General features: G+C 67.2%; 18 protein-coding genes. 14 read left to right on the forward strand and 4 right to left on the reverse strand.

The annotated features are described in order from the left end of the window. The first annotated feature begins 157 nt into the window (after positions 1 to 157). The 6 genes from AC1DX5_RS09290 (at position 158) to AC1DX5_RS09315 (ending at position 6,174) form a co-directional block, all read left to right on the forward strand. Complete coding sequence (locus tag AC1DX5_RS09290) at positions 158 to 694, forward strand: RNA polymerase sigma factor (RefSeq protein WP_465170610.1); 537 nt, start codon at positions 158 to 160, stop codon at positions 692 to 694. Then, entirely contained in the window at positions 691 to 1,620 is a 930-nt protein-coding gene (locus tag AC1DX5_RS09295; RefSeq protein ID WP_478015019.1) for a FecR family protein, read from the forward strand. The genes AC1DX5_RS09290 and AC1DX5_RS09295 overlap by 4 nt, the downstream gene beginning before the upstream one ends. A gap of 115 nt (positions 1,621 to 1,735) precedes the next feature. Next, the gene (locus tag AC1DX5_RS09300) at positions 1,736 to 4,747 is read left to right on the forward strand and encodes a TonB-dependent receptor (protein WP_478015021.1); all 3,012 of its coding nucleotides are present in this window, start codon (positions 1,736 to 1,738) and stop codon (positions 4,745 to 4,747) included. Positions 4,748 to 4,830: 83 nt separating this feature from the next. After that, positions 4,831 to 5,451 (forward strand): peptidylprolyl isomerase, encoded by a 621-nt coding sequence (locus tag AC1DX5_RS09305; protein WP_478015023.1) that lies wholly within the window; start codon positions 4,831 to 4,833, stop codon positions 5,449 to 5,451. A 92-nt stretch (positions 5,452 to 5,543) separates the two neighbouring features. After that, positions 5,544 to 5,966, forward strand: coding sequence for a hypothetical protein (locus AC1DX5_RS09310; RefSeq protein ID WP_465170614.1), 423 nt, complete (start codon positions 5,544 to 5,546; stop codon positions 5,964 to 5,966). Between the two features lie 52 nt (positions 5,967 to 6,018). Further along, positions 6,019 to 6,174, forward strand: coding sequence for a hypothetical protein (locus AC1DX5_RS09315; RefSeq protein WP_465170615.1), 156 nt, complete (start codon positions 6,019 to 6,021; stop codon positions 6,172 to 6,174). Positions 6,175 to 6,181: 7 nt separating this feature from the next. Here the strand turns inward: AC1DX5_RS09315 and AC1DX5_RS09320 are convergent, their stop codons facing one another. Beyond that, complete coding sequence (locus AC1DX5_RS09320) at positions 6,182 to 7,171, reverse strand: aldo/keto reductase (protein WP_478015025.1); 990 nt, start codon at positions 7,169 to 7,171, stop codon at positions 6,182 to 6,184. Positions 7,172 to 7,291: 120 nt separating this feature from the next. On the opposite strand from AC1DX5_RS09320, the gene AC1DX5_RS09325 reads away from it, so the two are divergent. The 4 genes from AC1DX5_RS09325 to AC1DX5_RS09340 all read left to right on the forward strand — a co-directional run bounded on the left by AC1DX5_RS09325 (position 7,292) and on the right by AC1DX5_RS09340 (position 11,422). Then, the gene (locus AC1DX5_RS09325; RefSeq protein ID WP_478015027.1) at positions 7,292 to 7,759 is read left to right on the forward strand and encodes a nuclear transport factor 2 family protein; all 468 of its coding nucleotides are present in this window, start codon (positions 7,292 to 7,294) and stop codon (positions 7,757 to 7,759) included. A 113-nt stretch (positions 7,760 to 7,872) separates the two neighbouring features. Then, positions 7,873 to 8,712 carry a chromate resistance protein ChrB domain-containing protein gene (locus AC1DX5_RS09330; RefSeq protein ID WP_478015029.1) on the forward strand — a complete coding sequence of 280 codons (840 nt, stop codon included), beginning with the start codon at positions 7,873 to 7,875 and terminating at the stop codon, positions 8,710 to 8,712. Then, the gene (gene chrA, locus AC1DX5_RS09335; RefSeq protein ID WP_478015031.1) at positions 8,709 to 10,100 is read left to right on the forward strand and encodes a chromate efflux transporter; all 1,392 of its coding nucleotides are present in this window, start codon (positions 8,709 to 8,711) and stop codon (positions 10,098 to 10,100) included. Before AC1DX5_RS09330 ends, chrA begins: the two co-directional genes overlap by 4 nt. An 8-nt stretch (positions 10,101 to 10,108) precedes the next feature. Further along, the gene (locus AC1DX5_RS09340) at positions 10,109 to 11,422 is read left to right on the forward strand and encodes an alginate export family protein (RefSeq protein ID WP_478015032.1); all 1,314 of its coding nucleotides are present in this window, start codon (positions 10,109 to 10,111) and stop codon (positions 11,420 to 11,422) included. Positions 11,423 to 11,443: 21 nt separating this feature from the next. Here AC1DX5_RS09340 and AC1DX5_RS09345 read toward each other — a convergent pair whose 3' ends face one another. Then, entirely contained in the window at positions 11,444 to 11,752 is a 309-nt protein-coding gene (locus AC1DX5_RS09345; protein ID WP_465170621.1) for a UrcA family protein, read from the reverse strand. A gap of 127 nt (positions 11,753 to 11,879) precedes the next feature. Here AC1DX5_RS09345 and AC1DX5_RS09350 point away from each other — a divergent pair, with 127 nt between their 5' ends. The 4 genes from AC1DX5_RS09350 to AC1DX5_RS09365 are packed head-to-tail and all read left to right on the forward strand — an operon-like array spanning position 11,880 to position 16,558. After that, positions 11,880 to 13,496 (forward strand): winged helix-turn-helix domain-containing protein, encoded by a 1,617-nt coding sequence (locus AC1DX5_RS09350; protein WP_465170622.1) that lies wholly within the window; start codon positions 11,880 to 11,882, stop codon positions 13,494 to 13,496. Between the two features lie 48 nt (positions 13,497 to 13,544). Continuing rightward, positions 13,545 to 13,931: a BlaI/MecI/CopY family transcriptional regulator gene (locus tag AC1DX5_RS09355; RefSeq protein ID WP_465170623.1), complete on the forward strand. Its 387-nt coding sequence runs from the start codon at positions 13,545 to 13,547 to the stop codon at positions 13,929 to 13,931. Continuing rightward, positions 13,928 to 15,424 (forward strand): M56 family metallopeptidase, encoded by a 1,497-nt coding sequence (locus tag AC1DX5_RS09360; RefSeq protein ID WP_478015033.1) that lies wholly within the window; start codon positions 13,928 to 13,930, stop codon positions 15,422 to 15,424. The genes AC1DX5_RS09355 and AC1DX5_RS09360 overlap by 4 nt, the downstream gene beginning before the upstream one ends. Before the next feature lie 45 nt (positions 15,425 to 15,469). Further along, positions 15,470 to 16,558: a S41 family peptidase gene (locus AC1DX5_RS09365; RefSeq protein WP_478015035.1), complete on the forward strand. Its 1,089-nt coding sequence runs from the start codon at positions 15,470 to 15,472 to the stop codon at positions 16,556 to 16,558. A gap of 21 nt (positions 16,559 to 16,579) precedes the next feature. Here AC1DX5_RS09365 and AC1DX5_RS09370 read toward each other — a convergent pair whose 3' ends face one another. Both AC1DX5_RS09370 and AC1DX5_RS09375 read right to left on the reverse strand, forming a co-directional pair. Further along, positions 16,580 to 18,007, reverse strand: a complete 1,428-nt coding sequence (locus tag AC1DX5_RS09370) for a FecR family protein (RefSeq protein WP_478015037.1) — start codon at positions 18,005 to 18,007, stop codon at positions 16,580 to 16,582. Between the two features lie 4 nt (positions 18,008 to 18,011). Continuing rightward, positions 18,012 to 18,404 carry a tetratricopeptide repeat protein gene (locus tag AC1DX5_RS09375; RefSeq protein WP_465170627.1) on the reverse strand — a complete coding sequence of 131 codons (393 nt, stop codon included), beginning with the start codon at positions 18,402 to 18,404 and terminating at the stop codon, positions 18,012 to 18,014. Between the last annotated feature and the right edge of the window lie 67 nt (positions 18,405 to 18,471).

Raw genomic sequence — 18,471 nt, forward strand, 5'->3', positions numbered from 1 at the left:
AAAGCGACGAGTCAGCGCTTCATCCGCGCGACTGTCACTGATGGGTCATGGAGCGCGCCTAGGGGAACGGGACTCGTGTGAATTTCCAGGGACGGGAGCGACCAATGACCGGCATGCCGCGCCGCCGCGCCCTGCCCCTCTGCGCCGGGCGGATCTCATGAACGAGCTGTCGCCCATCGCCGCCGCGCGGGGCCTCGCGCGGGATGAGATCGACCTGCGCCAGGCGCTGCAGCGCTTCGTCGAAGGCCGGCTGCGCGACCGCAACGACGGCGAGGACATCGTCCAGGAAACCTATGTCCGGCTCTACAGCTATCGCCGCACCCGGCCGGTGGCGGATGTCGGCGCCTTTTGCTTCGCGGTCGCGCGCAACCTCGTGTTCGACCATATGCGCCGCCGCCAGGCTCAACCGCAGACCGCCGAGCTGGCCGAGGACATTGCCTGTCCCCAGCCCCGCGCCGAGGAAATTCTCGACTACCGCCAGCGGGTCGACATCCTGGTGCGCGCGCTGAAGGTGATGCCGCCGCTACGCCGCGAGGTGTTCCTGCGCCGGCGGCTCGACGGCATTCCGGCGACGGTGATCGCGAACGACCTGCAGCTCAGCCTTTCGGCGATCGAGAAACATTGCAGCCGGGCGCTGGCCGATCTGCGCGCCGCGCTGGAACGGCGCGGCCTGCCGGCGGGAGCCCGGGCATGAGCCGCCGCACCGCCTTGCGCGATGCCGCCCGCTGGGCGCTGGCCGAAGATGCCGCCCCGGCGACGCCGCCGCCGCTTGCCGATGACGTCCAGGCGACGCTCGACGACCCCGCTTTGGCTGAGGCGCTCGAGCAATCGGCGTCCTTTGGCCGGCTTTCCGACGACGATATTCTGGCGATGCGCGCCACGCGGCGGCGGGGAATCGCGACACTCGGCGCCGCCATGCTCGTGGCGGGCGTGGGGATTGGCGGCGTGTCGAACGGATGGTTCGCCAGTGCCCCGGCCCCCATCGTCGCGCATTACGAAACGGCGCGCGGGCAGCAGAGCGACGTCACGCTTGCCGATGGCTCGACGCTTCATCTCAACGGTGCGACCAGCATCGACGTGACGATCGACGACGACAAGCGGCGGGTCGCGCTCAACCGGGGCGAGGCCTATTTCGACGTCGCGCACGAGAAGAACCGGCCGTTCATCGTCCAGGCCGGCGCGTCGTCGACTCAGGTGCTCGGCACTGCCTTCGACGTCGACATGGCGCGCGGCGAGGTGAAGCTCGCGGTGTATCGCGGGCGCGTGCGGTTCGGCGGCGTCGGCGCGGACGCGCACAGCGTGGAGGTGCCGGCGGGATGGCGCTCGCGCTTCGAGGGCGGCGTGGCGCAGGCGCCGACGCGCTTTGACGCAACGCAACAGGATTGGCGCCAGGACTGGCTCGATACCGACGATATGCGGCTGTCCGACCTGGTCGACGCGCTCAATCGGCGCGGTGGACCGGTGATCATGGAGCCGCCAGGGGCACTGGGCAACATCGCCCTCTCCGGCCGTTTCAAGCTTGATAAACCGCGCCAATTGCTCGGCGCGATCGGAACCGCTTATGGTTTCGAGGTCGTCGAAGACGGCGACAAGCTGCGGCTCGCGCCGGCGGCGGAGTGAGAGGCGTTTTCGCTCCGCCACTGTCATTGCACTGCAACAAAATTCTTTTGTCCGGACCGGGTGCCCAACCCCGTCCTCCGTCCGAGGCGAACAAACGCCTGAGCGGAGGAATATCATGGATCGCACAAAGGGACTTTCATTGATCGCGCTGGCGGCGGCGCTCGCTGCGCCGGCCATGGCGCAGGCGAAGCCGGTCGAGGGCACGCTGGCACGCCAGATGCGCTTCGATATCGGCGCATCGGACCTGCGCACGGCGATCTCGCAATTTTCGCGCGCGACGGGCGTACAGGTGATCGTGGCGCCCGACGTCGTGGCGAAGCGCCGCACCGCCGGCGTGCGCGGCGCGCATAGCGTCCGCGAAGCACTCGACCTGATGCTGCGCGGGACCAACCTGTCGGCGTCGATCAGCGACGGCGTCGCGGTGCTGAAGCCCGTGGCCGCACCCGCCGCCCTGCGCCGTCCGACCCACGCCGTGCGCGAGATCGCGCAGGTCGAGACCGGCGGCGCCGCGCCGGAGCAGGAAGCCATCAGCGAGAGCGACATCGTCGTGTCCGGCTATCGCCAGAGCCTCACCCGCGCGCAGGAACTGAAGCGCGCCGCCGTGGGATCGGAGGACGATATCCTGGCGCAGGATATCGCCGCCTTTCCCGACCTGAACCTGGCTGAATCGCTCCAGCGCGTCGCCGGCATCACCATCACGCGCGATTCGGGCGAAGGCCGCCAGATCGCGCTGCGCGGTCTCGGCGCCGAATTCACCCGCACGCAGCTGAACGGCATGGAAGTGCTGGGCAACACCGCATCGGGCATGGACAATCGCGGCGGCGTCAGCCGGTCGCGCTCGTTCGACTACAGCCTGTTCGCGTCCGAGCTGTTCAACCGCGTCTCGATCCAGAAATCCTATGCGGCCGAGCAGGATGAAGGCGGCATCGCCGGCACCGTCGGGCTGAACACGGCCAAGCCGTTCGATTATAACGGCTCGAAAATCGTCGTCTCGGCCAAGGGCCAGACCAACACCAACACCAGCGGCATCACCCCGCGCGTCGTCGGCCTCGCCTCCGGGCGCTGGGGCGATTTCGGGGCGCTCGTCTCGGTCGCTTACAGCCAGATCAAGAGCAACGAATATGGCTATCGCAACTGGGGCTGGGGTTTCGTCAAATATGCGCCTGGCAATATCGGCCCCAATATCGACGCCGCGACCTCTCAGCAGCTGCAATCGGGCAACATCATCGCGCCCCAGGCTGAATCGCCCTCGACCTGGTACACCGACCGCAAGCGGCTGGGCGTCACGTCGTCGCTGCAATATCATCCTGGCGACCGGTTCAAGATCGACGTCGACTTCCTCTATGGCCGGCTGTGGGATTACCGCGACGACTATGCCATCGCCAGCGCCGGCACCAACGCGCTGACCGGCGCCACCGTCAATGGCGGCCAGATCATCCAGTCGGCGGTGATCGACGGCAACACGCTGCGCGCTGCAAGCTATACCGGCATCGACCAGCGTTCCGAGCATCACATCGTCAAGAACCACACCGATTTCTACCAGGGCGTGGCCAATGCGAGCTGGAAGGTGACCGACCGACTGACGATCAGCGCGCTTGGCGGTTACGAGGAATCCGATTTCAGCCAGCCGGTGTTCGACAAGGTGTTCATGGAGGCCAAGAACATGGCCTTCAGCTTCGACGACCGGCCGACCATCCCGGTCAACACCTATGGCAAGGACCTGACGGACCCCAACAATTGGACGCTGCAGCGCCTGGACGTGCAGGAAAACGGGATCACCAGCAAATATGCCAATGGCAAACTGAGCGCTGCCTTCGCAGCGACCGACGCGCTGACCTTCAAGGCCGGCGGTGAATTCAAGCACTTCAGCAACAGCGGCTATATCTACGTCAACAAGGTGTTCCACAACGTCCCGGCGAACGTGGCGATTCCGAACAATCTGAAGGAGGTGATCGGGCGGGATTCGCTGCTGCCCTATATCGTCGGCAATGTGGACGGGGTGTATGCCTATATCGGCGATCAGCGGGACCTGGCGGCGAAGAACCTGCAGGCCGGCAGCGATTTCCTGGTCGACGAGAAGACCTGGAGCGGTTTCGCCCAAGTCGATCTCGACACGCTGGTTGGCGGCATGCGCCTGCGCGGCAATGCCGGCCTGCGTTATTATTCGACCGACCTGACCTCCTCGGGTCACCTCACCGTGCCGGTGAACAATGTGAACACCTTGGTGCCGGTGACGATCCGCACCAACAGCAATGGCTGGCTGCCCGCCGCCAATTTCGCGCTCGACGTCGCCAAGGATGTGGTCGTGCGTCTGAGCGCGAGCCGCAACGTCAACCGGCCGGCGCTCGGCGACCTGGCGGCAGCAGGCACACTCACCACGCGGCCGAACGGGGGGAGCGCCAGCTTCGGCAATCCGTTCCTGAAGCCGTACAAGGCGACCTCGATCGAAGGCTCGATCGAATATTATATGGACCGTACCGGCTTCGCCTCGGTGGGCTTCTTCTACAAGAAGATGGACAGCTTCATCACGACGAACAGCACGACGATCCCGTACAGCCAGACGGGCCTGCCGCTGTCGCTGCTGATCCAGGGCCAGGACGGCAACACGCCCTATGATGTGAGCCGGCCGGTCAACGGTCCGGGCGCCGACATCAAGGGGATCGAAGTCGCGGTCCAGCACGACTTCACCTTCCTGCCGGCACCGTTCGACCATCTCGGCGCGGTCGCCAACGGCACCTGGTTCGACGGGCACCAGAAGGCGCTCTACACCTCCGGCACGACGACCAGGATCGAGACGCTGCCGCTGCTCAACCTGTCCAAATGGGCGGCTAACGTGACGCTTTACTATGAGGACAAGGACTGGGGCGTGCGCGTGTCGGACGCCTATCGCAGCCAGTATCTGACCAGCACCGGCAATCTCGCCAACACCGGCGGCGGTATCAAGGGCACCAACAACATCGACTTCCAGGCGCATTTCAACATCACGCCGAAGATCCGGTTGGTGGCGGAGGGCATCAACCTGACCAATGAGGCGATCCGTCAGTTCGCCGACATCAATGCCGACCGTCCCGAGGTCTATACGACCAGCGGCCGGACCTTCACCTTCGGCGTGAGCGCCGAATTCTGATGCGCATGCCCCCGCGCGGCCGATCCGCGCGGGGGCAGCCATCCCGCTTGGCAGAGCGCGCGGCGACGCTCTAGGCTGAGCGCATGTTCAGACGATTCGCCTTCCTCGCCGCCCTGTGTCTGGGCATCGGTACTGCCTCCGCCCAGACCGCCGAACCCGTCGTGCCGGCGCCGGTGCCCGCCACCGTTCGCGTGGTACTGACGACCAGCGAAGGCCCGATCACGCTCGAGCTGGAAAAGGATCGCGCGCCGAACACGACCGCGAACTTCCTGCATTATGTCGACACCAAAAGGTTCGACGGCATCACCTTCTACCGGGCGATGAAGCTCCAGCCCGAGCTCGGGCTGATCCAGGGCGGCCTGCGCAACGATCCGAAAAAACTGTTCCCGCCGGTGCCGCACGAGCCGACCACCCAGACCGGCCTCACCAACAAGGACGGCGTGATCTCGATGGCGCGGGACAAGCCGGGCAGCGCGACCGCCGATTTCTTCATCGCGATCGGCGATCTCTCCTCGCTCGATGCCAAACCCGACCAGCCCGGCGACAATCTCGGTTTCGCGGCGTTCGGGCATGTGGTCGAGGGGATGGACGTGGTGCGCCGGATCGGCATGGCGCCGACCTCCCCCACCGAAGGCGAGGGCGTGATGAAGGGGCAGATGCTGGCGCCGACGATCAAGATTCTCACCGCCCGCCGCGTGCCCTGACCAGAGGAACCGGTTCTGTCCCGGCCACTCATCGCCGGTTCAGCAACGATGTGCTATGGGCGCCATCAACACTCAAAACTGCGAGGGTCCCTATGCGTATCCTTTCCTCCTTGTTCCTCGGCGCCGCGCTGATCGGCATGGGCGCCACCGTTCCCGCCGCGGCGCGCGATCACCGTGACAACAGCAAGGCCGAGGCCCAACTCGCCAAGGCGCTGGAAGGCCGCGTCGCCGGCAAGCCGGTGAGCTGCATCAGCCAGCAGAACATCAGTTCGTCCACGGTCTATGACGGCACCGCAATCGTCTACCGGATCGGTAGCACGCTGTACGTCAACCGCCCGCGCGTCGGCCAAAGCTCGCTCGACAGCGACGATATCCTGGTCAGCAGGACCTTCGGCTCACAGCTGTGCAGCCTCGACACGATCAAGCTGGTCGACCGGTCGGTGCACTTCCAGACCGGCTTTGTCGGGCTGGGCGAGTTCGTGCCCTATGCCAAGCCGAAGGCCGTAAAGGGCTGATTGTCCCGAGCGGCGGCATCGACGCCGCGCCACCGCCAACCGGAAGCGCACCATGGCCGATTCGACCGACGACCTGATCATCGATACGCCGGACGGACCGATGACCTTCGCCGCGTGGAAGAAGAAGCATCCGGTGCAGATCCCGTCGCGGCGAACCAAGGGCAAGGACCTGCCGGTGAAGGTCAAGCGCTTCACCGACAAGCCCTGAACCGCGATCAGCGGTCGAGCATCGCCATGCCGGTCTCGCCGTACCGTTCGCCCGCGACGACGCCTGGGCGCAGCGCTTCGTCGAGCCCAGCCAGTTCCGTTTCGCTCAGCGCGATCTCCGCCGCGGCGACATTCTCCTCCAGATAGGTGCGCCGTTTGGTGCCCGGGATCGGCACCAGGTCCTCGCCCTGATGGAGCAGCCAGGCGAGCGCGATCTGGCCCGGCTTCACGCCCTTCGCTTCGGCCAGCGCGCGCACCGCATCGGCGGCGCGCATGTTCGCGGTGAAATTCCCGCCCTGGAAACGCGGATCGCCGCGGCGGAAATCGCCTTCGGGATAGTCCTCCGCGCGCATCGCCGTGCCGGTCAGGAAGCCGCGGCCGAGCGGASTGAACGGCACCAGCCCGATGCCGAGTTCACGCAGCACGGGCAGGATCTCGACCTCGAGCCCGCGTTCCCATAGGGAATATTCGCTTTGCAATGCCGTGAGCGGCTGGACCGCATGCGCCCGCCGGATATTGGCCACCCCCGCCTCGGACAGGCCGAAATAGCGCACCTTGCCCTCGCGGATCAGCTCGCCGACCGTGCCGGCGACGTCCTCGATCGGCACCGCCGGGTCGATGCGGTGCTGATAGAGAAGGTCGATATGATCGGTGCCGAGCCGCGCGAGTGATGCCTCGGCAACCGCGCGGATATGATCGGGCCGGCTGTTCACGGCGCCGGTGCGATTCTCGTGCCGGAGATCGAAGCCGAACTTGGTCGCGATCACCACCTTGTCGCGCTTGCCCTGAAGCGCACGGCCGAGCAGTTCTTCATTGGTGTACGGGCCATAGACCTCGGCGGTGTCGAACAGAGTCACCCCGAGGTCGATCGCGCGGTGGATCGTGGCGATCGATTCGGCGTCGTCAAAGCTGCCATAGGACTGGCTCATCCCCATGCAGCCGAGCCCGAGCGCCGAGACTTCCAGGCCCTGGTTTCCGAGGGCGCGTCGCTTGAGCATGGTGAATCTCCGTATCGGGGCGCACTGATATGGGATGCGCCAGCCATGAGCGGAAGCAGGCTTGAATCCTATATCATATTAAGCGATCACGCGTTCCAACGAAAACGGGCGGAGAGAGAGATGTCGACCTTGGTAAAATCCATGGGGGTGAAACTCGCAGGCGCGCTGGCGCTGCTGGGCGCGACGCCCGCCCTTGCGGCTGATCGCACGCCCGAGCAGGTCGTGAAGGATCATGTCGTCTCGATGAAGACCGCCAATGTCGATGCGGTGATGGCCGATTATGCCGACGATACGGTCGTGATCACTCCGCCCGGCCTGGTCCCCGGCCAGACTCCGGCTAACGCGCCCGGCGTCTATTCGGGCAAGGCGAATGCGCGGAAAGTGTTCGTCGTGCTGACCGGCTCCGGCAGCATCGACGGCATCCGCGCGATGGAGACGGTGGTCGAGCCGCTGGGCGGCGATGTCGCGCTGCTGCGCTGGATGCAGTTCCGCGGCACGCCGAAACAGGTATCGGGCGTCGACGTGTTCGTGGTCCGCCACGACAAGATCGTGATGCAGGACATCGTGCTGGATACCACCAAGCCCTGATCCAAGGCTTGACAGAAACGTCGCGACATTGCCTTTTAGCCTCATGGGGATCGCGATCTCCCCATGAGGCGACAGGCTGAAGTATCGCGTCCCTTATCGTTTGAGGACGCATCATGCCCGCGATCAATGCCATTGCCGCCGACAAGCTCGTGAAGCTGATCGGCACCCCCGGTTGCCCGACGATCGTCGATATCCGCACGGAAGCCGAATTCGTCGCCGAGCCGCGCCTCATCCCCGGCGCGGTGCGGCGCGCCTTTGCCGACGCGGCCGAGTGGGGGCCGACCCTTGCCGGACGCGGCATTGTCGTTGCCGGCGAAAGCGATACCGCCAGCCATGGCATCGCCGCCTTGTTGCGCCAGGCGGGCGCCGACGCCGACGCGCTGGAGGACGGTGTGCCCGGTTGGGCGGCCGCAGGTTTTGCCATGGTCGACCAATCCGCGGTGCCGCCGCGCGACGGCGCCGGCCGCACGCTTTGGGTCACCCGCGCGCGGCCCAAGGTCGACCGGATCGCCTGCCCCTGGCTGATCCGCCGCTTCGTCGATCCCGCCGCGCAGTTCCTGTTCGTGCCCGCCCCCGAAGTGACCGGCGTGGCCGTGCGCCTGGGCGCGACACCGTTCGATGTGGAGGGCGAAGGCGTGCGCTGGACGCATCGCGGCGATCTCTGCACGTTCGATGTAATGATCGAGGAATTCGGGCTGGGCGGCATCGAAGCGCTCACCCGCATGTCGACCATCGTGCGCGGTGCCGACACCGCGCGCCTCGACCTGGTGCCCGAAGCCGCCGGGCTGCTGGCGATATCGCTTGGCCTGTCGCGGATGTTTGCCGACGATCTGGCCCAGCTCGATGCGGGCATGCCGATCTATGACGCGCTGTATCGCTGGTGCCGGGATGCGACCGGCGAGACGCATGACTGGGCATCCCACAGGCCGGTGACATCGCGGAGCCCGAAATGACCGCCGCCCAAACGGCGCATCGGGCGCCCGAGCAGGTCTCGATCGGTGAGGCCTTTCGGGTGTGGCTGCGCATCGCCGCGCTCTCCTTCGGCGGGCCGGCGGGCCAGATCGCCATGATGCACCGCGTACTGGTCGAGGAGAAACGCTGGATCGGTGAGCACCGATTCCTGCACGCGCTCAATTATTGCATGGTCTTGCCCGGCCCCGAGGCGCAGCAGCTCGCCACCTATATCGGCTGGCTGATGCATCGCACGAAGGGCGGCATCATCGCCGGCGGACTGTTCGTGCTGCCGGGCGTCGTCTCGATCATGGCGCTGAGCTGGATCTACGCAATCTATGGCAAGCTCGGCATCGTCACGGCGCTGTTCTTCGGCCTGAAAGCGGCAGTGCTGGCGATCGTGCTGCAGGCAGTGGTGCGGATCGCCTCGCGGGCGCTGAAGAATCGCGTCATGCTCGTGATCGCGGGCGCGGCGTTCGTGCTGATCTTCTTCGCCCGCATTCCCTTCCCCCTGATCATCCTTGCCGCCGGCGCGATCGGCTATGTCGGCGGTCGCGCGGGGCTGGGCGTGTTCAAGGTCGGTGGCGGGCACGGTGCGTCGAAGGGCGCGATCGTCGAGGACCGCGATACGCTGCTCGGCGAGGAGCTGCCCGAGCATGCACGCATGGGCAAACGCCAGGCGTTGCGGATCGCGGCGGTGTGGCTCGCGCTGTGGCTGACGCCCGTCGCGGTCCTGTTGCTGTGGCTTGGCCCGGACGACGTGTTCAGCCAGATCGCGACCTTCTTCTCGGCGATGGCGATGGTCACGTTCGGCGGCGCTTATGCCGTGCTTGCCTATGTCGCGCAGGAAGCCGTGCAATCCTATCACTGGCTTCAGCCCGGCGAGATGCTCGACGGGCTGGGCATGGCGGAGACGACGCCGGGTCCGCTGATCATGGTGCTGCAGTTCGTCGGGTTCATGGGTGCCTATCGCGATCCGGGCGTGCTGCCGCCGCTGCTCGCCGGGACGCTTGGCGGGCTGCTCGCGACCTGGGTCACCTTCATCCCCTGTTTCCTGTGGATCTTCCTCGGCGCGCCGTTCATCGAGCGGTTGCGCGGCAACGCGGCGATCGCCGGCACGCTCTCCGCCATCACGGCGGCGGTTGTCGGCGTGATCCTGAACCTCGCCATCTGGTTCGCCGTCCACACATTGTTCCGCGTCGTGCGGCCGTTCGAGGCCGGCCCGTTGCACTTCGACCTGCCGGCCCTGTCGAGCGTCGATCCATGGGCGTTGCTGCTGTCGGTCGCGGCGGTGGTGGCGGTGCTGCGCTTCAAGGCCGGCACGATCCCGACGCTCGCGGCGACGTCGGCGGCGGGCATCGCGCTCTATCTCGCCGGGGTTACCGCATGAGAGGCGCCGTGACGGCGGCCTGCCTCCTCTTCGCCGCCACGCCCGCCTTCGGCCAAGGCCTCGACTTGAGCGGCAGCGTTCGCCTTCGCTACGAGGCGATCGATGGCCAGCCGCGCGTGGGGTTCAACGCCAGCGACGAGCTGATCAACCTGCGCACGATCCTGACCGCGCAATACCGCCACGGGCCAGTGCGGATCGCGGCCGAGCTCTACGACAGCCGGGCCTATCTGGCCGATCGCGGTACGCCCATCACCACCGGCGAAGTGAATGCGGCCGAACTCGTACAGGCTTATGTCGCGGTCGACGCACCGAATGCCCTGGGTCCCGGCACCACTCTTTCGCTGCAGGGCGGGCGCTTCCTGCTCAATATCGGCTCGCGCCGGCTGGTCGCCGCCGACGATTATCGCAATACCACCAATGGCTATACTGGCCTGCGCGCCGACATCGCCGCCCGGGGCGGGGTGCGCGGGACCTTCATCTACGTCCTGCCGCAAATCCGCTTGCCAGACGACCTCACCTCCCTCCTCGACAACCGGTTGAAAGTCGACCGGGAGAGCTTCGACCAGGTGCTGTGGGGCGGCACGGTCTCGCGCACGAAAACGATCGGCCCCGCAATGGCTGAACTGTCCTTCTACCATCTCGGCGAACGCGATGCGCCGGAGCGGCCCAGCCGCGATCGGTCGCTGAACACGATCGGCGCCCGCATCGTCCGCGAGCCCAAGGCGGGCGGGTTCGACTATGAGGTCGAGGCAATCTACCAGCTCGGCCATATCCGCAGCAGCCTGGCGCCGACGGCCGCCATGCTCGATGTGAGCGCGTCCTTCGTCCATGCCGAGATCGGCTACGGCTTTGCCCATGGATGGAAGCCCCATGTCTCGATCGAATTCGACCGGGCCAGCGGCGACGGACCGGGAGGCTCCTATGGCCGGTTCGACTCGCTGTTCGGCATGCGCCGCGCCGATCTCGCTCCGGCCGGCCTGTACAATGCGGTGGGCCGCGCCAACCTGATGACGCCGGGCATCCGGCTTGAGGCAACGCCCAACAGGGCGATCGACTGGTTCGTGAGCTACCGGCCGATATGGCTGGCGGATCGCAACGACAGTTTTTCCACCACCGGCGTGCGCGATGTCACGGGACGATCAGGCCGTTTTGCCGGCCATCAGGTCGATGCGCGGGTACGATACTGGCTGGTTGCGGACCGGGTGCGCATCGAGCTTGACGGGGTGTGGCTGGCCAAGGGGCGCTTCCTGCGCGATGCCCCGAACGCGCCGCGATCCGGCAACACCAGATATGTGTCGACCAACCTGACGACGAGCTTCTGATCGCGAGGCAGTCGATCCGCGTCAGCGCGACGCGACCCTGGTCGACGCCGTGCCGGTCGCGCGGGCGATGAGGGCGTCCTTCAGCGGCCGCACCCCCGCAACGGCACCGGCGCGGCATGCGTCGATATCCCGCTGTTCTTCGGGCGAGGCCTGGAAATAGGAACCGCAGCTCGCCTCGACGGCACGCGCGATGCGGCGGTCCAGCTCGACGCGACCGGCGGGGCTCGCCAGATCGAGATCGGCATGACGCACTGCGATCGGGTTGGCGGCGGCCGGCATCGCGGCGAACAGGGCGACCGCGGCCGCGGCGATCGTCAGGGTCTTCGTCATCATCATTCTCCTCCAAATCGCCGGCCGGAACGACCGCGCCGGGCATTGCGACATTGCCCTCCGCCGCGCTTGCCCGAGAGGATGAGGAGGTGATGATTGACCGATGAAATACCGATCAAGAACCGATATGGCTGCGGCGGGCTCGACGCGGGCGCGGCGGGGTGGAAAGGGCGATGGGGTGAACGACCGGATCGATCTTGCGCATGCGGCGCCGTTCCGGATCGGGTCGATCGACGTCCGGCCGGACCTTCGCCAGGTGACGGCGGAGGATGGCACCCGCGAAGTGGTCGAACCACGCGTGATGCAGGTGCTAGTGGCGCTCGCTCGCGCGGAGGGCGGTGTCGTCAGCCGCGACGACCTTATCCGTTGCTGCTGGGAAGGCCGGGTCGTCGGGGAGGATGCGATCAACCGCGTCATGTCGCGCTTGCGCAGGCTGGCGGACGGCATCGGCGCCCGCGCCTTCACGATCGAGACAGTGACGAAAGTCGGCTATCGCCTGACCGTCGCGACCACCGAACCGGCGCGGGAAACGCCACCGCCCATCCTCGTGCCGGTCAACACCATGATCGAGCGTTCGCCGAACCGGCGCGCTATCATCGCGGGCGCCGTCGCAACCCTCGCCGCGGCCAGTGGCGGCGCGCTGCTGCTGCCGCAGCTGCTCGGGCGCAAGGGGCCGCCGGCCAAGGTGGCCCCGCTTGTCGAGCAGGCAGTGCTCGCGATCGGACAGGGAACGCTGGAGGGCAACAGCCAGGCGATCGGCCTGCTCCGCCGCGTGACTCAGACCGCGCCCGATTATGCCGATGGCTGGGGTCTGCTCGCGCTGGCCTATGCCGGGGCATCGATCGCCCGGGCGCCGCAGTTCGAAGCCGATTTGCGCGCCCGGTCGACCGCGGCGAGCAAGCGCGCGCGCGAGATCGACCCGGCCAATGTCTATGCCGGCGCGGCGATGGGCGTGCTGACGCCGGTGATCGGGCATTGGGGACAGATCGAGACGCGGCTCCGCGCCGGGCTCGCCGATCGCCCCAACCAGCCCATGCTGACGAGCGCGCTGGCGGGCATCCTCGGCGATGTCGGGCGGTGCCGCGAATGTGCCACGCTGGTCGACGCGCTGTGGCCGCGATCGATGCCGACGCCGGGTTCCTCCTATGCGCGCGTCGTGGCCTATTGGGCTGCAAACCGGCTCGACGAGGCCGATCGCGCGATGGACGAGGCCTTTGCCCTGTTCCCGACCCATTTCGCGGTCTGGTTCACGCGTTTCTACCTGCTGCTCTACACCGGCCGCGCCGACGAGGCGATCGGCTTCGGCGAGAATGTCGACGGACGACCGACCGGCATCCCCGACTGGGATTTCGACATGCTCCTGCGCGTCGCGCAGGCGATGCGATCACGAACGAGCGCCGATATCGACGCCGCGATCGCCGTCGCGGTCGAGGCAGCGCACAAGGGTGTGGGCTATGCCGAGAATTCGATGCAGTTCGCGGCTGCCTTGGGCCGGGTCGATACCGCCTTCGCGATCGCCGAGGGCTATTTCTTCGGGCGCAGCTTCGATATCGGCGCTCTCCGCTTCTCGCCCGAGCAGCGCATCTACAGCCGGCCCACCGCCCGGCGATCGCGCATGATCTTCCTGCCTTCGACCGCCGCGATGCGGAAGGACCCGCGCTTCGCTGGATTCGTCGAGGAACTGGGCCTGGCCCGGTATTGGCGGGAATCGGGTAGCCGGCCCGATTATCAGACAGGTGGTTGACATCTACTAACATATTAGTACTATAGGCGTCGTACCAAGGAGCGACGCGTGAACCCTCATCCTACCGAAGGCGAACTGGCGATTTTGCGGGTGCTGTGGGCGCGTCGTGGCCCGTGCACGGTGCGCGACGTTCACGAAGCGCTCTCCCGCACCAAGGACACCGCTTACACGACGGTGCTGAAGATGATGACGATCATGGCCGAGAAGGGCCTGGTCAGCCGCGACGAGCGCGAACGGACTCATCTCTATGCCGCGGCCCATCCCGAACCGGCGGTGCAATCCGCCCTGCTAAAGGACCTGATGACCCGGGCTTTTTCCGGATCGGCCGTGCAGCTGGTGCAGCGCGCGCTGGATGCGGACGCCGCCAGCCCCGCGGATCTCGACGCGATCGAGGCGATGATCGCCGAGGCGAAAGCACGGCGGCGGGGATCATGAGCCAGACGATCGAGGCAGCCCTGGCGAGCGCGCTGCTGCAATCGCTGTGGCAGGGTGCCGCGCTTGGCCTGATCGCCGCCGCGTTGTTCGCGCTGCTCGCACGACGCAGCGCTTCGCTGCGTCACGCGGTCGGCATGGTCGCGCTGCTGGCGATGGCGGCGGCGCCGATACTGACTTTCGTGACGATGATGGGCGAACAAGCGGCGATCCCGGCTGGCGAAGCCATGGTCAGGCCAGCCGGCGCCCCGCTCCCGCCCCTCGCGGTGCTGCCCGGAACGAGTGCCGGCGATGCGCCGCTCTGGCTGGGCTGGCTCTGGATCGCCGGCGTCGCGCTGATGGCGATCAGGCTGGCGGGAGGCTGGGCGATGCTGCGACGGCTCGACACCACGGTATTCGAGCCGCTGCCTCCGCTCTGGCAGGCGCGCGCCGATGCGCTGCGCCGGTCCATCGGCGTTCGCCGGCACGTCGCGATCCGGCTGCTGCACGATTCCGTCCTGCCCTGTACCGCGCGCGCGCTGCGGCCGGTGATCTGGCTGCCGCTATCGATCCTGACACGCCTGGCACCCGAACAGATCGAGGCGCTGATCGCGCATGAACTGGCGCATATCCGCCGGCTCGACTGGATCTGGAACGGCCTGCAATGCGCGATCGAGACGCTGCTTTTCTATCATCCTGCCGCCTGGTGGCTCAGCCGCCGCATCCGGGCCGAGCGCGAACATGCCTGTGACGATCTGGCGGTCACAGCCTGCGGCGATCCGATCGTGCTGGCCGAGGCGCTGAGCACGCTCGAGCGCCTGCGCATGCCTGGTTTTCGTTTCGCTTTACCTGCCAATGGAGGATTACTGATGAATCGAATCAAACGCCTGTTGTCACCCGATACGCCGCCCACACTGCGCTGGGGCGTGCCGCTCGGCTTGCTCGCGCTGGTCGGCACGGGTGTCGTGCTCGCTGGGCAGGCAACACCCGCCGGTGCGCGCTCCGGGGACGGCATGTCTTTCTGGGGCCGACTGGTCGGCAACACGATGGAAATCCACGACACCGTCGATGGGCGGCAGCGCCTGTACAAGCGTTCCACCGATATCCATGGACGCCACTACGAGAGCTATTCGGTCGATGGCCGTCCGGCGCCGATCGATACGGGCGTGCGCCGCTGGATCCACGATGCGCAGATCGTACCGCCACCGCCCCTGCCGCCGGCGCCTCCGCTGCCGCCACCCCCGTTCATCGACACCGCCGCTTATCAGGCCGCCGCCAGCGCCGTGAGCAGCGACCAGCGCGTAATCGGGGCGATCGGCCAGCCGGTCAGCGCGATCGGCACGAAAGGCCCGAGCTATCTCGATGAGTATCGGACCGACATGACGATTTCCCTGTGGGGACCGAAGGGCAAGGCGCGCCTGCATGCCGTCGGCACTCGCAAGGGCGATGCCTGGGAATTCCAGCGACTCGAAGTCGCCCCGGAAACCGGCGCCAGCTTCGATCTCGCACCCCGCTGAGCTCCCCCTTTTTTACCTTTATCTACTAATCGATTAGGAGAAGTAATGCGCCTTTCCCTCACCCTGTTGTCCGTGCTCGGCCTCACCGCCAGTCACGCAGCGCTCGCTCAGTCAGCGCCGGACGCACCGATCACGCCCGCCACCCGAGCGGCCGTGGTCGAGACCCTGGGCCGGCAACTCAAGAGCCACTATGTCTTTCCCGACACCGCTGCGAAGGTCGCCGCGGCTCTGTCGGCAAAGCTGCGCCATGGCGATTATGACGCTGCCAGCAGCAGCGCCGCGTTCGGCGATGCCCTGAGCAACGACCTGCGTGAGATCGGCAAGGACGGGCATTTCCGGGTGCGATTCGAGCCGCAATTCAGGGCGCCGCCCAGCGAGGATGGACCGATGACCCCGGAGCAGGTCACGCAGGGCCGCCAGGAGGGGGCGCAGCGTGCCTTCGGCATCAACCGCGTGCAGCGCCTGCCCGGCAATGTCGGCTATCTCGATATCCGCGGCTTCGGCCCGACGGCGTTCGTGGCCAAGGCCTATACCGCGGCGATCACCTTGCTGTCGGGCACCGACGCGCTGATCATCGACCTGCGCCAGAATGGCGGCGGCGAGCCGGAAAGCGTTGCCTGGCTGCTCAGCCATTTCTTCGCCGAGGGCGACGCCAGGCATCTGAATGACCTTTACAGCCGCACCGACGGCAAGACGCGCGCCTATTGGACCAGCCCGGCGGCCGGCGTGCGCTATACAAGGCCGATCTATGTGCTGACGTCGCACGATACATTCTCGGGCGGCGAAGAATGCGCCTATGACCTGCAGACGCAGAAGCGTGGCGTACTGGTCGGCGAAACGACCGGCGGCGGCGCCAATCCGGGCGATTATGTGCCGCTGGGTCAGGGCTTCGTCGCCTTCATCCCGACCGGCCGGGCAATCAACCCGGTCACGGGGACCAATTGGGAGCATGTCGGGGTGAAACCCGACATCGCCGTGCCCGCCGCCGGCGCGATGAAGATCGCCTATGCCGCGATCCTCAAGGACCTGGCCGCCAAGGCGACCGATCCACGCGACCGGCAGGGACTGGCCGGCACGCTGGCGAGCGTCGAGAAGGACGAAATCCAGCTGCCGGCCTACACGCCCCGCCGCTGACGCGACCGCCGGGCCGCGTCATCACTTCACGACCGTCGGGTTGTTCGGATTGGGGTTCTGGCCCGGTGGATATTTGGGTGGCGGTGCCGGGGTGGGCGTTGGGCTCGGCGTGGGCGCCGGCATATTGATCGGCTTGGCCGGAGGCGTCGGCACCTTGTCGTTCGGACCCGGCACCGGCGCATAAACCGGCTTGGGCGTCGGAGTAGGCATCGGCGTTGGGGCCGGCAGTTGCGCGTTGGGCCCCGGCGCTGGTGCGCCTACCGGTTTCGGCGCGGGCGGCGCGGGCGTCGGTGTCGGAACCGACATCTTCTCGTTCGGGCCTGACGTCGATGCGGGTGCCGGGACCTGGTCGGACACCGGCGTATCGACCTGTGTCGGTACCGGGGTTGGCGTGGGCGTGGACTTCTGGGTGGTTATCCGTTCGTTCTCGCCGCCAGATGTCTGTGTCGGCGCCGGCGTTTGCTGATCGCCCGTTGGCGCCGATCGTTGCGGCCGCCGGGCCGTCTCGAGCATCCCTTGCGGGATGGTCGGGATATAGCTGCCCGGCCCTTGCGGCGCATAGCCGGTAGGATAGCCAGTCGGATTGCCGCCCGCACTGTCCTCCAGATAGTCCGGGCCGCCGGGCGGACGCGGACGGGTGGTGGGCTGGACCGGGTAATAAGGCTGGCCGGCCATTTCCGGCGCGAGCCCGAAACGCGGCGCCAGGGAGGGGAAGATCAGCGCCTGCACCGCGCGCAATCCCTCGGGCGAAATGACGAAGGGACCAATCGGCGCGGCGCCGGGGCGCGGCACATAGACGGCGCGCATCGGCAGATCGACCGTGACCGTCCGCCCGCCCGACGACACGTCGATGATGCCAGGCTGCACCCTGCCCTGCGCACCACGACCGGGCCCGCGCAGGATGATCAGCGAGGCGGTCGCGGGATCGCTGCGGACGCCCGGTCCGACGCCGCGTTCCCCGACGGCGATACGCACCGCATCCTCGCCGACCACGCCGTCGACGATCGTGCCGCGGATGCCGATCGTCGCGACGGGCGTGCGAATCGAGGAACTACCCTTCGCATCAGGCCGGCCCGACATGAAACGGAACGCGCCCTTGACCACCGAGGCGCCGACCGAGCGGGCACCACGGGCGGGATCATAGACGAAGCGATCGATCGTCAGCCGCGCGTTCGCCCCGACGGTGAAGGTGGATCTGTCGAGCAGCAGGACCTGGAGCTGGCTCCTGCCGCCAGTCTGCACCTCATCGGCAAGCGCCACGCGCTGCCGCACGACCGCGGTGCGCGCGACCGTCGCGCCACCGGGGCGGATCCGGACATTGTTGAGGACCGCGGCGTTGATGCCGATCACCTCCGGCGCGCCCGCGGCAAGGGAAGCGCCCCCGATGGTGAGCGCGGTGGCGGCGAGCAACAGGCGCGCGGCGGCGATGCGGGAGACCAGAAGGGTCATGGCATCACCCTCCCGTTCCGGGACGCTGCATCGGGCCGCAGGCCGCCGTCATCTCAGCCCAGGCCGGGCCAGGCGGCGGCCGGTCGAGCGCCTCCAGCTCGGCCCGGGCGCCCTCGCGGTCGTCGAGCCGGCAGAGCAGGGTCGCATGCAGCAGCAGCGCGGCATCGGCATCGCCATGCGCCATCAGCACCCGCTCGAGCGTGGCCACGGCGGCCATCAGATCGCCCTCCCCGATCTGCCGGCGGGCAAGCGCGATGCCCGGCCCGGTCTGGACCGAATCCCGTGACAACATGTCGAGCTCGGCGGTGGGATCAGTCTGGGCGGCAAGCGGCGCGGCCACGCCAAGAGCGCACGCCAACGCGATGCAGATCGGGTGAATGCAGTTCCGGACAGCCATGGTCTCGCCCCGCAAGCGCCACCCGCGAGCGGGGCGGCGCGTGGATCTTATCATTCTTTGCCAGTAC

Source organism: Sphingomonas sp. P2_B6 (genome assembly GCF_056404755.1).

Coding starts and splice junctions, on each gene's coding strand:
- AC1DX5_RS09290 (WP_465170610.1), top strand. CDS start 158: ATGAACGAGCTGTCGCCCATCGCCGCCGCGCGGGGCCTCGCGCGGGAT.
- AC1DX5_RS09295 (WP_478015019.1), top strand. CDS start 691: ATGAGCCGCCGCACCGCCTTGCGCGATGCCGCCCGCTGGGCGCTGGCC.
- AC1DX5_RS09300 (WP_478015021.1), top strand. CDS start 1,736: ATGGATCGCACAAAGGGACTTTCATTGATCGCGCTGGCGGCGGCGCTC.
- AC1DX5_RS09305 (WP_478015023.1), top strand. CDS start 4,831: ATGTTCAGACGATTCGCCTTCCTCGCCGCCCTGTGTCTGGGCATCGGT.
- AC1DX5_RS09310 (WP_465170614.1), top strand. CDS start 5,544: ATGCGTATCCTTTCCTCCTTGTTCCTCGGCGCCGCGCTGATCGGCATG.
- AC1DX5_RS09315 (WP_465170615.1), top strand. CDS start 6,019: ATGGCCGATTCGACCGACGACCTGATCATCGATACGCCGGACGGACCG.
- AC1DX5_RS09325 (WP_478015027.1), top strand. CDS start 7,292: ATGTCGACCTTGGTAAAATCCATGGGGGTGAAACTCGCAGGCGCGCTG.
- AC1DX5_RS09330 (WP_478015029.1), top strand. CDS start 7,873: ATGCCCGCGATCAATGCCATTGCCGCCGACAAGCTCGTGAAGCTGATC.
- chrA (WP_478015031.1), top strand. CDS start 8,709: ATGACCGCCGCCCAAACGGCGCATCGGGCGCCCGAGCAGGTCTCGATC.
- AC1DX5_RS09345 (WP_465170621.1), bottom strand. CDS start 11,752: ATGACGAAGACCCTGACGATCGCCGCGGCCGCGGTCGCCCTGTTCGCC.
- AC1DX5_RS09350 (WP_465170622.1), top strand. CDS start 11,880: ATGGCTGCGGCGGGCTCGACGCGGGCGCGGCGGGGTGGAAAGGGCGAT.
- AC1DX5_RS09360 (WP_478015033.1), top strand. CDS start 13,928: ATGAGCCAGACGATCGAGGCAGCCCTGGCGAGCGCGCTGCTGCAATCG.
- AC1DX5_RS09365 (WP_478015035.1), top strand. CDS start 15,470: ATGCGCCTTTCCCTCACCCTGTTGTCCGTGCTCGGCCTCACCGCCAGT.
- AC1DX5_RS09370 (WP_478015037.1), bottom strand. CDS start 18,007: ATGACCCTTCTGGTCTCCCGCATCGCCGCCGCGCGCCTGTTGCTCGCC.
- AC1DX5_RS09375 (WP_465170627.1), bottom strand. CDS start 18,404: ATGGCTGTCCGGAACTGCATTCACCCGATCTGCATCGCGTTGGCGTGC.